This is a genomic window from Pseudomonas sp. Pseusp15 (assembly GCF_059492165.1).
Genome location: NZ_CP168523.1, coordinates 2012712 through 2026500, shown reverse-complemented (window position 1 = coordinate 2026500; position 13789 = coordinate 2012712). Strand labels below are relative to the sequence as shown.

Here is a 13789-nt window from a genome sequence, read left to right as displayed (position 1 = left end):
CTGCATTTCACTGCTCCGGCGCAAAGGAGCGGTTATTCTTCGCGGCTCTTGTGCGGCTATTGTTCTTTGTAACGCCTCGGGAACTTGTCGTGATCCGTCACTTACTCATGCAAGAGCCCGGCGATTTCGATCGACGCTATCGTAAATCCAACCTTTGAGAGCCCCACTATGTCCACCAACACATCCACCATCCTGGTCGTCGAAGACGATGCCATCGTGCGCACGCTGATCGTCGATGTGCTGGAGGAACTGGAATACCGGGTACTTGAGGCCGATGGCTGTGAAGAGGCGCTGGATTTCATCAACGATGAGGACCAGCACATCGACCTGCTGATGACCGATGTGGGGCTGCCGGTCATGGACGGCCGGGAATTGGCGAAACAGGCACGCCTGCTGCGCCCCGAGTTGCCGATCCTGTTCGCCAGCGGTTATGCCGAAAGCATCGAGGTGCCTGACGGCATGCATGTGATCGGCAAGCCGTTCTCGATTGATCAACTGCGGGATAAGGTCAAGGACATACTTGAAGTGTAACTAAGCGCTTAAGCCGCACCGAGCACCTGCTCCTGAAAAGAGCGGTGCTTTTTAGTTTTTCCGCAACGGAACAGTCCGCGCCCTCAACAACTTTATGACCCCACCTGAAACAGGCACTAATACAATGCCAGTTGCCCAATAACTTAAACTAAAAGAGGATCCCCACACCTTTAAGCAACAACCAGTAGAAGGAACTACCAATGGACCAACGGCACACAGCTGCGAATTATAATTTGCAACTATCCAACCCTCAAGACATCACCCCTCGACTTAAACAAGGCATTGAGAGCGATAAAATCGAGCGAGGCGAAATCATCGCACAGCTTAAAAAGGCTATTTCCGGAAAAGAAAACAATGAGCAGATAGACTGGGAAGAGCTATTCATTACAGTGAGCGAAGGTTCTTCGTTCGAACAGGCGCTGCGCCCCGGCGCTGTCATGTTGCAGAGCATGATCGACAAGCCCGCCTTTAAAGAAGTGCTCGCCTACTATTCCGTCCATCCCGATGCTTCGTTCTATGTTGTCGATGCAGGTCACATCATCGCCTCCCATAATGGCCGCGAAATACGATTGACCGCAAAGACCAAACTTGATGCGGACCTCAATGATGATTTGGTTGCAATCGCGGATATTGCAGCAACCATCGACAGAGTGGTGTTCTTCGACAATCGGCTGGGTGTTGCTCAATGGATCACATTCCACGAATACGAACTGCCCGAAGATGTAAAACGCATAAAAAACCTGATCAAACATCTAGAGTTTGACTACCACCCTTCCCCTGCATTGGGTAACTACTGGGAAGCCATCACGAGCAGTGAGGACAGGGCTTTGGTGTTGTCGGCGGATGACAGGCAAACAATTCGTACCTTGACCGCTCAGCACATCGGCGGACGCGGAAAACTGCTGGTGGACCTGTGTAGCATTGCATTGGGAAATCGTTCGAAAACAGCAAACCGATTGAATTGCCGCGAACTGCTGCATGAATTGGGTGTACACCCCTATTTCAAAAGCTGGTCCGAAAGTTACTTAAAAGCGCTTGACTGGTACGGATCCAAATCAGGTGAGTCCGTCTCAGAGTTGAACCTCGAGCAGGTGCTCATGACTGCAATTATTCTCGACATTTACCCGGACGCGGGAGGCGACGAGCGTCGAAATCACATCGCGGGTTACAACCTTTATGCACCTGAAAACATAGAGAAATCGGTTCCAGAGGTTTTCACCGAACTGGAACGGCATCTTGAGAATGAGCATGACATTCCTTCTAACACCAGTACGCTCGCCGCCTACTTGCTGTTGGCAGGCAGGGCACCCGAATTTCTGGTAAGAAATCTGCCCGAATCATTGCGACTGGGCACCCCCGAATGGATTACGTTCTGTCGGGGCGTTGCCATAGCAGAAGCCAACGCTTGCGGTTCCGTGCTTTCCATGACATTTGCCAACGTCATGCAACTTGAAGCGATTGAGCCAGTCAACAAGGAGCAGGAAATTCTGCACAGCGTGCTGTCAGTCGACCCGATTATTGACTGGGCGCTGTTGAACAACGTGATTACTCTTGAGCAGGTGGTCAGTGACTATAAAGGTTCTGGTGATCGTGCCATTGAGGCTTATCAGACCTTTGCGGATGTCTATTCCCAAGCAGTCGCCACGTTATCGACCCCACTGCCCAGCCGAAAAGCGATTTCCCGGGAGATACTTGAGCAGATCGTGCCGGACTGCGATTTCATCGACGAAAAAATACTGTTCGAGAAACAACGGGGTTGGCACGAGTTCAACAATTTCGAGCCGTTAGCCATGTCCATGGTAGAGCTCAACATGTCCAACCATCTGGGGACACTGAACTGGGATTTGAAAAGAAGCCCTAGTCTCTACCAGAGATTTCCGCACCTTGTGCCTAATCTGGTCTCTACGGAGGGGATTTTCAAACGTCGTTTTGACCAGGCTTATGCGCCATTGGAAAAAGCGATGGCCAGTATTGTCAAGCTGGCTTTGTCGGCGTTACCACCGGCTGACCGGGTTCGTTTGCTGTGCGGTGAAGTCACTTTCTTCACTATCCGGCCCTCGGTTGCCATCATCCAGCCTCCCGATTTGTTTCCTCAGGAAAAACAGAAAGCCAAAGATGAAGCCACGGGTCGCTATGGCGTCGTGATGTGCTCGAAATATGAAGGCCGGTTGTATTGTTATGAACTGTTCACCTTGCACGGTGAATGCAGGGAGAACCCTCAACTGGCAGCACTTGTGCAAAAAGAAGGTCTGCTGGCACAACCTGCGAGACTGGACTTTACCGATCACATCAACAGTTTGAGCAAAGCCGAAAAAATCCACAATTTGCCAACTGATATAGAGAGCTATACCCATGGAGTTCCACCCGGCAACACCCGGTCCAGTCATGGGGTAATTGAAAAACTGGGATCATTGAACGCATCGGTAAAAACAACACGCACTATTAAGCCTGGTTATTATGAGAGTTATCAAAGCGGAGAATTCAGCCCCCTGACAAATTTCATTTTGAAGCATCGCCCCCTCTGGACGTACGACGAACTGATAGAAGACGCACGGGGCCGAACGGAACTGGAGCAAAGACACTCAAAGGAAGAACAACAATTCGAGACATTCATTAATATTATTGTGCCCTTTAAATCCTGCATCGAAGACTTCTTCTCCGACGATCCGGACCGTAACAGGGGCAGTACGCTGTCCTGCACGCTTGAACTAGCGATGACCGTTTTGCTGGTCGTTGGCGTCGCTGCAAAAGCCGCTAGCATCGCGGCAAAGGCCGTTTCCACAGCCTCGAAGACCAGAGCGCTAGCCAAGTTGGGCCTAGGGTTTCTCCACTCTGTGTTCAACCCGCTGGACGGTACGCCAGAGCTGATCCTGGGCGTCGGAAAGTATTTAAAGAAAGGTGTATTGGGTATCAGTCGGGCTGGCTTGAACTCTTTGGAAAGTGCAACCCATCAACTTCGAAGACTGACCGGCAGTGCTGACGCTTATGACTTGATCAAAGCGGCGCAACGAACTGATATCGGACAAGGAACCTGGCGTCCGCTGGGTAGCTCTGGAGATTCTTTCGTCGTGTCTGCGGTCCGCATGCAGGATGACTGGTACGCTCTCAACCGGCTGGGGCAGCCGTGGGGAAAGAAACTCAAAAACTTCGACTTGAGTTTCAAGTCCTACGTTCGCAAGAAACTCCTGCCGGATAGCTTCGTCTCCGCCTATGTCAAAAGAAGCTTACCGATCGCCCAGACAAAAATTGACACCGCACTGCATCAACTGGTGGCGAACAGTGCTGATTTCGAAGTAAAAGCAGTAATAAAGTATTTCTTCGGCAACAGTTCCGCTCAAACTGTTGAGCACCTGACCGAAGCATTACGCAAAATGAAAAAAGACCTCAATCACATCTCCCTGAAGAACATAGATATTGTAAAAAAACCTTCGGACGGCGCGCTGGCGGCAATGCTTCCCGAGACCTTCGCGCGATGGAAAGCAGCGAATTACCCTGCCGATTCAGTTAACAGTCGATTCATTAAGATCTACTCGGACAATATGACTGACTTTTTCCAAAAGGAAAGGTTCGACAGAGGACGGATCGCTGATGGCGTGGTGCATGAGATGTCTCATGGCTCACAACGTACGATTGACCTGATGTATGGCAACCCGGATCCCGCATTTGGTAAGGCCGGCGATGTCGATGTGACTCAGTTGATGAATCTGGCGAAGCATCCGGAAGGATTAGATCCTTTCACATTGCGGGATGCCGATCACAAGGGGTTCCGTGAGTTTAACCAGCTTAAAAAAGACTTGCCCAAGATCGTTGCCGAGGCTCCTGCACTCCTGAACGCCGACTCTTACGCCCTGGCTATTGGCTTGCTGAATCAACGATCGGCCAATTACCCGCGCTTTCTCGAAAACCTGGGCCGGATGAGGAGCAAGTTCGACACCGCAACCGGTAAGCACATCACGGAGGCTGTGATCATTAATCTGTCTACACTCGCCTAGATGCCTGGGACAGAAAATCTCTGTCAACAGGGGCGCTGACCTCCCGTCGACTCAAGTAAACGGCCGCAAACTCACAGGAATCGCCTCCTGTGGTTTAATTGCGGCCTTTTCTTCGTCCCTCCTCGCCTACACCAAGGAACACTGTCATGAGTCAGCTCAACGCAACCAAAGTCCTGGTCATTGGTTACGTCTGGCCCGAGCCCCGTTCTTCAGCGGCCGGTGGGCACGTCATGCAAATCCTTGAAACATTCTTGCAGCAAGGCTGGGACGTCACCTTCAGTAGCCCGGCCGGCACCGGCGAACATCGGGCTGATCTGACGGCGTTGGGCATTCGTGAAATTCCGATTGAATTGAACAACAGTAGTTTCGACGACTTCGTCAGTGAACTTGCTCCGGACATAGTGCTGTTCGATCAGTTCATGATGGAGGAGCAGTTTGGCTGGCGGGTCGAAAAATACTGTCCCGATGCCCTGCGTGTCCTCGAGACATCGGATCTGCAAAGCTTGCGGCACGCCCGGCATCAGCGCCTCAAGGATCGCTTGAAGGTCAGTGACGACAATAATGATTTCAGCGACTTGTTCGCGCCGGCGTTGCGCGAAGAGTTCGAACTGATGGCTGATACCGATCTCGCCAAACGGGAGATTGCTGCGCTGTACCGTTGCGACTTGAACCTGATGATCTCTGAAGTGGAGATCGAATTGCTGGTCGAGCAATTCAAGCTGCCGCGCAACTTGTTGCACTGGTGTCCGCTGATGGTCGAACCTGAGCTCGTGCCGCCGACAGCCTTTGAAGATCGGGCGCACTTTCTCAGCATCGGCAATTTTCGACATGCGCCGAACTGGGATGCGGTGCTCTGGATGAAAACAGCCATCTGGCCGTTGATCCGCGAGCAACTGCCCACGGCTCAGTTGCATATCTACGGTGCTTACACCCCCCCCAAAGCTACCGCGTTGCACAACCCGGCCCAGGGTTTTCATGTCATGAACTGGGCAGAAGATGCTTTGCAAGTGATGTCGGCGGCACGCATTTGTCTGGCGCCTCTACGCTTCGGTGCCGGTATCAAAGGCAAGATCGTCGACGCCATGTTATGTGGCACCCCCACGGTGACGACGCCCATCGGCGCCGAAGCCATGCATGGCAATCATCCCTGGCCTGGGACCGTGGCCCGCACGGCACGGGAACTGGCTGACTGTGCGGTGCGCCTGTATAAGGATGAAGCGCTTTGGGCGCAGGCCCAATCCCACGGACAGAGGTTACTGGCCGATCGATATAAAATGTCGGAACATGGCCCGGCATTGATCAAGAAGTTGTTGCACTGCCAACAGCACTTGACTCAACTTAGACGCGATAATTTTACCGGTAGTATGTTGCGTCATCACCACCATAAAAGTACGCAATACATGGCGCAATGGATTGAGGCGAAAAACCGAAACCCTGCCTAAGTTACGCACAACCAAATACACATATCTTGCATTATCACAACGATTGATCGCCCCGCTCTTTCCCTTTATAAATTATTGACCGAAGTGAGTAACAGCCACTCACTTCAGCCAACCGATAACACCTATCAAACTATGCAAGGAAGCATTAAATGGACAATACTGTTCAGAACAACTACGTACTTAGAAACTGGATGGCCAGCACGCCGGCAATCGATACACTGTCGCTCAATGAGTTGACACTGCCAGGCACCCATAACGCCGGAAGCGACTGGAAAGCCACTTGGCTGCAAGGCCCGGGAGCCCATTGGCTGGCCTGTCAGCATAAATCGTTTTATTCCCAGCTACACAACGGTTCCCGCGCGCTGGATATTCGCCTGACTTACGACGCCCGCGCGCCGGGACTTGGAAAATTTCGCTGTCATCATAACAATTATCGCAATGACCGAACCCTGGGCCAACTTGTAACCGATGTAGAAAAATTCCTTCAGGAAAACCCCAATGAATTCATCATCCTGGACTTTCACGATCTGAGCGGAAGCACGTTTGACTTCGCTTATTTTAATGACATGATGATCCACTTTCTCGGTCATCGGATCATTCCCAGCAAAAACCGGTCGCTGAGTCTGCGTCAACTCAAACAAATCAGTTCTTTGCAAAGAATACTGGTCGCAGCCCCCAGGAACAGAGCCCTTGATCAAAACCTATTCATTGAACAGATCGAGCACAAATGGTCTGGAAACGGCCTCACCAGTGCCTCCGAGTTGGAGCAGCACATTATAAAAGTGCTGAAGTTTCCGCCAGGCACATGGGCACCATGGTCGCTGTCCGCGACCAGTTATAGCGCTCTCGGTGGTCCGGTAGATATTCACGATGAGCTTAATTCGTGGTTTGACCCGAATAAAAGCGACTGGGCAACACGGTGCAACATTATCAATGTCGACTTCATTGAAGAAAGCAACATCGTTTCGTATTGCCTGACCGCAAACCTGAGTAAAGCGGCCAAGCGCGCCAACTAGCGCCGAGCCATTAAAGGATTAATTCTTATGCAAGTATTTCCGTGACTGGCAATGCAGTCGCGCACTTCTATGCTGGGTCATGAAAGCCTTTCTACGCAGGCGAGCAATAGAGGTATGGCACGCAGCCACACCCTAAACATGGACCTCGTCCCCTCCATGGAAGGGACGAGTCTACGACAAGGAACTGTCATGACCCATAACGCAGTAATCACGCTGGATAAACAAAAATGGATGAGTAATGCCCTCGACATCGATCGTATAAAACTGACTGATGTTATCTGGCCCGGCGCCCATAACGCCGGCATGGATAAACAGGCGCCTAATTATGAGGTGGTCGTCGGCAACTGGACGACATGTCAAAACGGTTCATTTGCATGGCAATTGTCCAATGGCGCACGGGCATTCGATATCCGCCTGGGCTACACCGAGGGGGCTGAGCAGTCGATTTTCTATTTCCATCACCATGGATATCAATCACATCGGGTTCTCGATGAACTCATCAGCGCAGTTTCATCTTTCCTGGACCGAAACCCGGATGAATTCGTGGTTTTGGACTTTCATCAGCTAGGGGACGGTAACAATCGCTTTGACTATCAGAAACTCAATGAGCTTCTGGTCAGCCAACTCGGACAGCGAGTGATACCGCCCGACAACGCCACAAAAACGATCGGCGAGCTCAAGCGGATCAGTGCTCGCCGCCGGGTGATATTAGCGGCGCCCGTACGGCGGGAACTGGATGAGAATTATTTCTGGCCGCGTATTACACACAAGTGGATCAACAAGCGGTTTACCGACACCGAGGATTTGAAAACCCATATTTCCAACACACTCAAAGACGCGCCATACGAAACATTTCTATGGTCGTTATCGGCCACCAGCTACGCGTTTCTGGGAGGGCCTCAAGACATCAAAAACCACATCAATGACTGGTTCAATCCCACCCGGGACTGGGTCACGCGCTGCAGCATCATCAATACCGACTTTTTCGACGAATCCGAAATCGTTCGTTACTGCTGGAGTGCCACCAGCATGAAAGCGGTATACGGTGATGCCTTGCATGCCCCCGCCTGAGCACAGTCGCGTTGCAAGCTGGCCTTAGGCGCCCCGAAAGAGGCATGATCAAGAGGCGATAACAATAAAAGCGCCCTGACATGACCCGAACAGCCAGAGTCACCGATCCTTCCTACGAATTGATGGACGACCACAACGGGTTGTCCATCATCTATCGCCAACACGGATTCCCCTGCCCCCTGGTGCGCTGGCATTTCCACAAGGAATACGAACTGCACCTGATCATCGCCAGCTCCGGCAAGGTGTTCATCGGTGACTACATCGGTAACTTCTACCCGGAAACACTGTTCCTGACCGGCCCCAACCTACCCCACAACTGGATCAGCCAGGTGGCCGAAGACGAAGTGGTGCCCGAGCGCGACATGCTGGTCAATTTCACTGACGAGCTGTTCGAAAGTGGCCATCAGGTATTCGCCGAACTCAAGACAATTGCGCCCTTGCTGGAGCGCGCGCAGTACGGCATCGAGTTTCGCTGCAAGCGCACCATACGCCAGGCCATGACCTTGATGCAGCGCATCGCCGACACCCAAGGCATGACCCGGCTCGGGCATTTTTTCATTCTGCTGGAGTTGCTGGCGGCGTCCGATGACTACCAGTTGCTGTCCGGTGCCACAACGCCGCAATTGGCCGATGAACACAATATCGACCGTACCAACCGGGCGGTGGATTACATCTTTGCCCATTACGCCAGGGATTTAACGCTGGAAGAGGTGGCCGAGCATCTGGGCCTGAAGCCGACCTACTTCAGCCGAGTGTTCAAACAGGCCACCGGACGCTGCTTCATCGAGTTCGTCAATCGCCTGCGCATCAGCAAATCCTGCGAGCTGCTGGCCGATGGCGACAAAACGGTGACCGATGTGTGTTTCGAGTCGGGCTTCAACAACATTTCCAACTTCAACCGGCGTTTTCAGCAACTCAAGGGCATGACGCCGTCGCACTATCGGCGGCTGGCGGTGCAACGGTTGACTGAGCAGAATCAGCACTGACTTATCCTGTACCACGGATCCTTGTAGCAGCTGCCGAAGGCTGCGTTCGGCTGCGCAGCAGTCGCAAACCCGGCCACTCCACCTCTTCTGTATCGCCGCAGCTTCGGACCCGGCGAGGGCTTCGCCCTCGAACGCAGCCTGACGGCAGCTGCTACAGCGCGGCATGCAGCGACACCAGCCCCCTGACTTCCCAGTGCAAAAAAGTATCGATCACAGTGCGATGGATGATTTGTCAGCCTGTCAATTGAAGGCTGTAATCGCTGCACATTCTTCCCTCCGCAGGAAGACACAAAAACAATAACTGTCCTTCTGTAACCCCCGGGTGCAGAAAAGGAGTGCACGATGCAACCTTCGGTAAAAGCTCTGCTTGCCCTCACCTGCATGACCCTCAGCAGCGTCAGCCTCGGCGCTCAGACCCTGACCATCGCCACCGTCAACAACAGCGACATGATCCGCATGCAAAAGCTCTCGAAAACCTTCGAGGCCGAGCATCCGGACATCAAACTCAATTGGGTGGTGCTTGAAGAAAACGTCCTGCGCCAACGCCTGACCACCGACATCGCCACCCAGGGCGGGCAGTTTGATGTGTTGACCATCGGCATGTACGAAGCCGCACTCTGGGGTGCCAAGGGTTGGCTGGAACCGATGAAGGACTTGCCGGCCAACTACGCCCTCGACGACGTTTTCCCTTCGGTGCGTGAAGGTCTTTCGGTCAAGGGCTCGCTCTATGCCCTGCCGTTCTACGCTGAAAGCTCCATCACCTATTACCGCACCGACCTGTTCAAGGAAGCCGGGCTGACCATGCCGGAGCGCCCGACCTGGGAACAGATCGGCGAATTCGCCAGCAAACTCACCCATAAAGATAAAGAACAGTACGGCATCTGCCTGCGCGGCAAGGCTGGCTGGGGCGAAAACATGGCGCTGATCACCACCGTCGCCAACGCCTACGGCGCACGCTGGTTCGATGAGAAATGGCAGCCGGAATTCACCGGTCCTGAGTGGAAAAATGCGCTGAATTTCTACGTCGACACCATGAAAAAGTCCGGCCCGCCTGGCGCATCGAGCAACGGCTTCAACGAGAACCTGGCGCTGTTCAACAGCGGCAAGTGCGCGATCTGGGTCGATGCCAGTGTGGCCGGCTCGTTCGTGACCGACAAAACCCAAAGCAAAGTCAGCGACCACGTCGGCTTTACTTACGCGCCGCATCAGATCACCGACAAAGGTTCGGCCTGGCTGTATTCCTGGGCACTGGCTATCCCAACCAGTTCCAAGGCCAAGGAAGCGGCGAAAACCTTCAGCGCCTGGGCCACGTCCAAGGAGTACGGAGCCCTGGTCGCGGAAAAAGACGGCATCGCCAACGTGCCACCAGGCACTCGCGCCTCGACCTACACAGAGGCTTACATGAATGCCGCGCCGTTCGCCAAGGTGACGCTGGAATCGCTGAAAGCCGCGGACCCGAGCCAACCGTCGCAAAAGCCTGTGCCCTACATCGGTATCCAACTGGTAACCATTCCTGAATTCCAGGCCGTGGGCACCCAGGTCGGCAAGCTGTTCTCGGCCGCGTTGATCGGCCAGACCACGGTCGACCAGGCCCTGACCGCCGCCCAGTCAACCACCGAACGTGAAATGAAGCGCGCCGGTTATCCCAAATAACCAGCGCCCCCCATGTAGGGGTCGGCTTGTGTGGCGAGGGAGCTTGCTCCCGTTCGACTGCGCAGCAGTCGCAAAGCTTTTGGGGCCGCTTCGCGACCCAGCGGGAGCAAGCTCCCTCACCACACAAGCCTCGCCCCTACAGTTGATCTTCATTTGTCTGTTCCCAATCGGTTCTGATCGCCATGAATACTTCAACCACTGTCAAAGCTCACATGGACATCCCGCAACCGGTGCGTAAAAGCCGGTTGACCAACCCCGGCTGGTTTCTGGTCAGCCCCTCGGTGGCGTTGCTGCTGCTGTGGATGATCGTGCCGCTGGGCATGACCGTTTACTTTTCGATGATCCGCTACAACTTGCTCTACCCCGGTGAAAACGAATTCGTGGGGCTGGAGAACTTCAGCTATTTCCTGAGCGATTCGGGTTTCCTGCCCGGCGCTACCAACACCCTGTTGCTGGTGGGCAGTGTGTTGCTGGTCAGCGTGGTGTTCGGCGTGTTGATCAGCGCATTGCTGGAGGCCAGTGAGTTTCTCGGTCGCGGCATCGTGCGGGTGATGTTGATCTCGCCGTTCTTCATCATGCCCACCGTCGGTGCGCTGATCTGGAAGAACCTGATCTTTCACCCGGTCTCGGGGATTCTCGCCTACATCTGGAAGCTGTTCGGCGCGCAGCCGGTGGACTGGCTGGCGCACTACCCGCTGCTGTCGATCATCATCATTGTGTCCTGGCAATGGCTGCCCTTCGCGATTCTGATCCTGATGACCGCCATGCAGTCCCTCGACCAGGAACAGAAAGAAGCCGCGCGCCTGGACGGTGCCGGCCCGATCGCGATTTTCTGGCACCTGACCTTGCCACACCTGGCCCGGCCGATTGCGGTGGTGGTGATGATCGAAACCATCTTCCTGCTGTCGGTGTTCGCCGAAATCTTCACCACCACCAACGGTGGCCCCGGCTACGCCTCGACCAACCTCGCCTACCTGATCTACAACCAGGCGCTGGTGCAGTTCGACGTCGGCATGGCCTCCGCCGGTGGCTTGATCGCGGTGGTGATTGCCAACATCGCGGCCATTGTGCTGGTGCGCATGATCGGCAAAAACCTGACAGACAAAGCCTGAGGCCCGCGCCATGACTCTTCAACAATCCCGTCGTCTGCAAAGCCTGCTGCTCGGCACTCTGGCCTGGGCCATCGCGATCCTGATTTTCTTCCCGATCTTCTGGATGGTGCTGACCAGTTTCAAGACCGAAATCGACGCCTTCGCCACACCACCGCAGTTCATCTTCACGCCGACGCTTTCGAACTACCTGCACATCAACGAGCGTAGCGATTACTTCAGCTTCGCCTGGAACTCGGTGGTGATTTCCTTTAGCGCCACGGCATTGTGCCTGCTGATCGCGGTGCCGGCCGCCTATTCCATGGCGTTCTACGAAACCCAGCGCACCAAAGGCACGTTGCTGTGGATGCTCTCCACCAAGATGCTGCCGCCAGTGGGCGTGCTGATGCCGATCTACTTGTTGGCCAAGAGCTTTGGCCTGCTGGATACGCGAATCGCGCTGATCGTGATCTACACGCTGATCAACCTGCCGATCGTGGTCTGGATGGTTTACACCTACTTCAAAGACATCCCCAAGGACATCCTCGAAGCCGCACGCCTGGACGGCGCCACCCTGTGGCAGGAAATGGTCCGGGTGCTGCTGCCGATCGCCAAGGGTGGCTTGGCTTCCACGGTGTTGCTGTCGCTGATCCTGTGCTGGAACGAGGCGTTCTGGTCGCTGAACCTGACCTCGTCCAAAGCCGCGCCACTGACCGCACTGATCGCCTCTTACTCAAGCCCCGAAGGTTTGTTCTGGGCCAAGTTGTCGGCGGTGTCGACCCTGGCTTGCGCGCCGATCCTGATCTTCGGCTGGATCAGCCAGAAACAGCTGGTCCGCGGCCTGTCGTTTGGCGCCGTGAAATAGCCCTCAAAGAATAAACATAAAGGAGCGCCATCATGGCCAACCTGAAAATCAAAAATCTGCAAAAAGGCTTCGAAGGTTTTTCCATCATCAAAGGCATCGACCTGGAAGTGAACGACAAGGAATTCGTGGTGTTCGTCGGCCCGTCGGGTTGCGGCAAGTCCACCCTGCTGCGGCTGATCGCCGGCCTTGAAGAAGTCAGCGGCGGCACCATCGAGCTCGATGGCCGCGACATCACCGAAGTCAGCCCGGCCAAGCGCGACCTGGCGATGGTGTTCCAGACCTACGCCCTGTACCCGCACATGAGCGTGCGTAAAAACATGTCGTTCGCCCTCGACCTGGCCGGTGTAGCGAAAGCCGAAGTCGAGAAGAAGGTCGGCGAAGCAGCGCGCATTCTGGAGCTCGGGCCGATGCTCGAACGTAAACCGAAACAGCTGTCCGGCGGTCAGCGTCAGCGCGTAGCGATCGGCCGGGCCATTGTGCGTAATCCGAAAATTTTCCTGTTCGACGAACCGCTGTCCAACCTCGACGCCGCCCTGCGGGTGCAAATGCGCCTGGAACTGTTGCGCCTGCACAAAGAACTGCAAGCCACCATGATCTACGTGACCCACGACCAGGTCGAAGCCATGACCATGGCCGACAAAGTCGTCGTGCTCAATGGCGGCAAGATCGAGCAGGTCGGTTCGCCACTGGACCTGTATCACCAGCCGGCCAACCTGTTTGTCGCAGGTTTTCTCGGCACACCGAAAATGGGCTTCCTCAAAGGCAAAGTCACCCGTGTCGACAGCCGGGGCTGCGAAGTGCTGCTGGACGCCGGCACCCGCATCACTCTGCCACTGAGCGCGGCCAACCTGAGCGTCGGCGGTGCGGTAACGCTGGGCATTCGCCCGGAACACCTGGAGTTGGCGCAACCTGGCGACTGCACGTTGCAAGTCACCGCCGATGTCAGCGAACGTTTGGGCAGCGACACCTTCTGCCATGTGCTGACGTCTTCCGGTGAAGCGTTGACCATGCGCGTTCGCGGCGATCTGGCCAGCCGTTATGGCGAAACCCTGAGCCTGCACCTGGACGCCGAACACTGCCATTTATTCGATGCCAACGGCGTGGCGCTGACTCGTCCACTGCGCGCCGCAGCCTGAACTCAGAGA

The 13789-nt window shown here is 54.7% G+C and carries 10 protein-coding genes; all 10 read left to right on the top strand.

Annotated elements, in window-relative coordinates; all coding sequences use genetic code 11:
* Positions 1–168 precede the first annotated feature (168 nt).
* The 10 genes from ACEN8R_RS09170 (at position 169) to ACEN8R_RS09125 (ending at position 13780) form a co-directional block, all read left to right on the top strand.
* Positions 169–531 carry a response regulator gene (locus tag ACEN8R_RS09170; protein WP_018926031.1) on the top strand — a complete coding sequence of 121 codons (363 nt, stop codon included), beginning with the start codon at positions 169–171 and terminating at the stop codon, positions 529–531.
* A gap of 200 nt (positions 532–731) precedes the next feature.
* On the top strand, positions 732–4523 hold the full coding sequence (locus tag ACEN8R_RS09165; RefSeq protein WP_018926032.1) for a M35 family metalloendopeptidase: 3792 nt from the start codon (positions 732–734) through the stop codon (positions 4521–4523).
* Positions 4524–4669: 146 nt separating this feature from the next.
* Positions 4670–5965: a glycosyltransferase gene (locus ACEN8R_RS09160; RefSeq protein WP_018926033.1), complete on the top strand. Its 1296-nt coding sequence runs from the start codon at positions 4670–4672 to the stop codon at positions 5963–5965.
* A 149-nt stretch (positions 5966–6114) separates the two neighbouring features.
* On the top strand, positions 6115–6981 hold the full coding sequence (locus ACEN8R_RS09155) for a phosphatidylinositol-specific phospholipase C domain-containing protein (protein ID WP_018926034.1): 867 nt from the start codon (positions 6115–6117) through the stop codon (positions 6979–6981).
* Between the two features lie 189 nt (positions 6982–7170).
* On the top strand, positions 7171–8052 hold the full coding sequence (locus ACEN8R_RS09150; RefSeq protein WP_018926035.1) for a phosphatidylinositol-specific phospholipase C domain-containing protein: 882 nt from the start codon (positions 7171–7173) through the stop codon (positions 8050–8052).
* Positions 8053–8132: 80 nt separating this feature from the next.
* Entirely contained in the window at positions 8133–9038 is a 906-nt protein-coding gene (locus tag ACEN8R_RS09145; protein ID WP_018926036.1) for an AraC family transcriptional regulator, read from the top strand.
* A gap of 342 nt (positions 9039–9380) precedes the next feature.
* Positions 9381–10691, top strand: a complete 1311-nt coding sequence (locus ACEN8R_RS09140) for an ABC transporter substrate-binding protein (protein WP_018926037.1) — start codon at positions 9381–9383, stop codon at positions 10689–10691.
* A gap of 182 nt (positions 10692–10873) precedes the next feature.
* Positions 10874–11803 carry a carbohydrate ABC transporter permease gene (locus tag ACEN8R_RS09135; protein WP_026286408.1) on the top strand — a complete coding sequence of 310 codons (930 nt, stop codon included), beginning with the start codon at positions 10874–10876 and terminating at the stop codon, positions 11801–11803.
* A 10-nt stretch (positions 11804–11813) separates the two neighbouring features.
* A complete protein-coding gene (locus tag ACEN8R_RS09130; RefSeq protein WP_018926039.1) occupies positions 11814–12644 on the top strand; it encodes a carbohydrate ABC transporter permease in 831 nt (276 codons plus the stop codon).
* Positions 12645–12676: 32 nt separating this feature from the next.
* Positions 12677–13780, top strand: a complete 1104-nt coding sequence (locus tag ACEN8R_RS09125; RefSeq protein WP_018926040.1) for an ABC transporter ATP-binding protein — start codon at positions 12677–12679, stop codon at positions 13778–13780.
* Positions 13781–13789: the final 9 nt, after the last annotated feature.

Excerpts from the sequence above, each read along its gene's own strand:
- ACEN8R_RS09170 (WP_018926031.1), top strand. The coding sequence starts at position 169 with ATGTCCACCAACACATCCACCATCCTGGTCGTCGAAGACGATGCCATC.
- ACEN8R_RS09165 (WP_018926032.1), top strand. The coding sequence starts at position 732 with ATGGACCAACGGCACACAGCTGCGAATTATAATTTGCAACTATCCAAC.
- ACEN8R_RS09160 (WP_018926033.1), top strand. The coding sequence starts at position 4,670 with ATGAGTCAGCTCAACGCAACCAAAGTCCTGGTCATTGGTTACGTCTGG.
- ACEN8R_RS09155 (WP_018926034.1), top strand. The coding sequence starts at position 6,115 with ATGGACAATACTGTTCAGAACAACTACGTACTTAGAAACTGGATGGCC.
- ACEN8R_RS09150 (WP_018926035.1), top strand. The coding sequence starts at position 7,171 with ATGACCCATAACGCAGTAATCACGCTGGATAAACAAAAATGGATGAGT.
- ACEN8R_RS09145 (WP_018926036.1), top strand. The coding sequence starts at position 8,133 with ATGACCCGAACAGCCAGAGTCACCGATCCTTCCTACGAATTGATGGAC.
- ACEN8R_RS09140 (WP_018926037.1), top strand. The coding sequence starts at position 9,381 with ATGCAACCTTCGGTAAAAGCTCTGCTTGCCCTCACCTGCATGACCCTC.
- ACEN8R_RS09135 (WP_026286408.1), top strand. The coding sequence starts at position 10,874 with ATGAATACTTCAACCACTGTCAAAGCTCACATGGACATCCCGCAACCG.
- ACEN8R_RS09130 (WP_018926039.1), top strand. The coding sequence starts at position 11,814 with ATGACTCTTCAACAATCCCGTCGTCTGCAAAGCCTGCTGCTCGGCACT.
- ACEN8R_RS09125 (WP_018926040.1), top strand. The coding sequence starts at position 12,677 with ATGGCCAACCTGAAAATCAAAAATCTGCAAAAAGGCTTCGAAGGTTTT.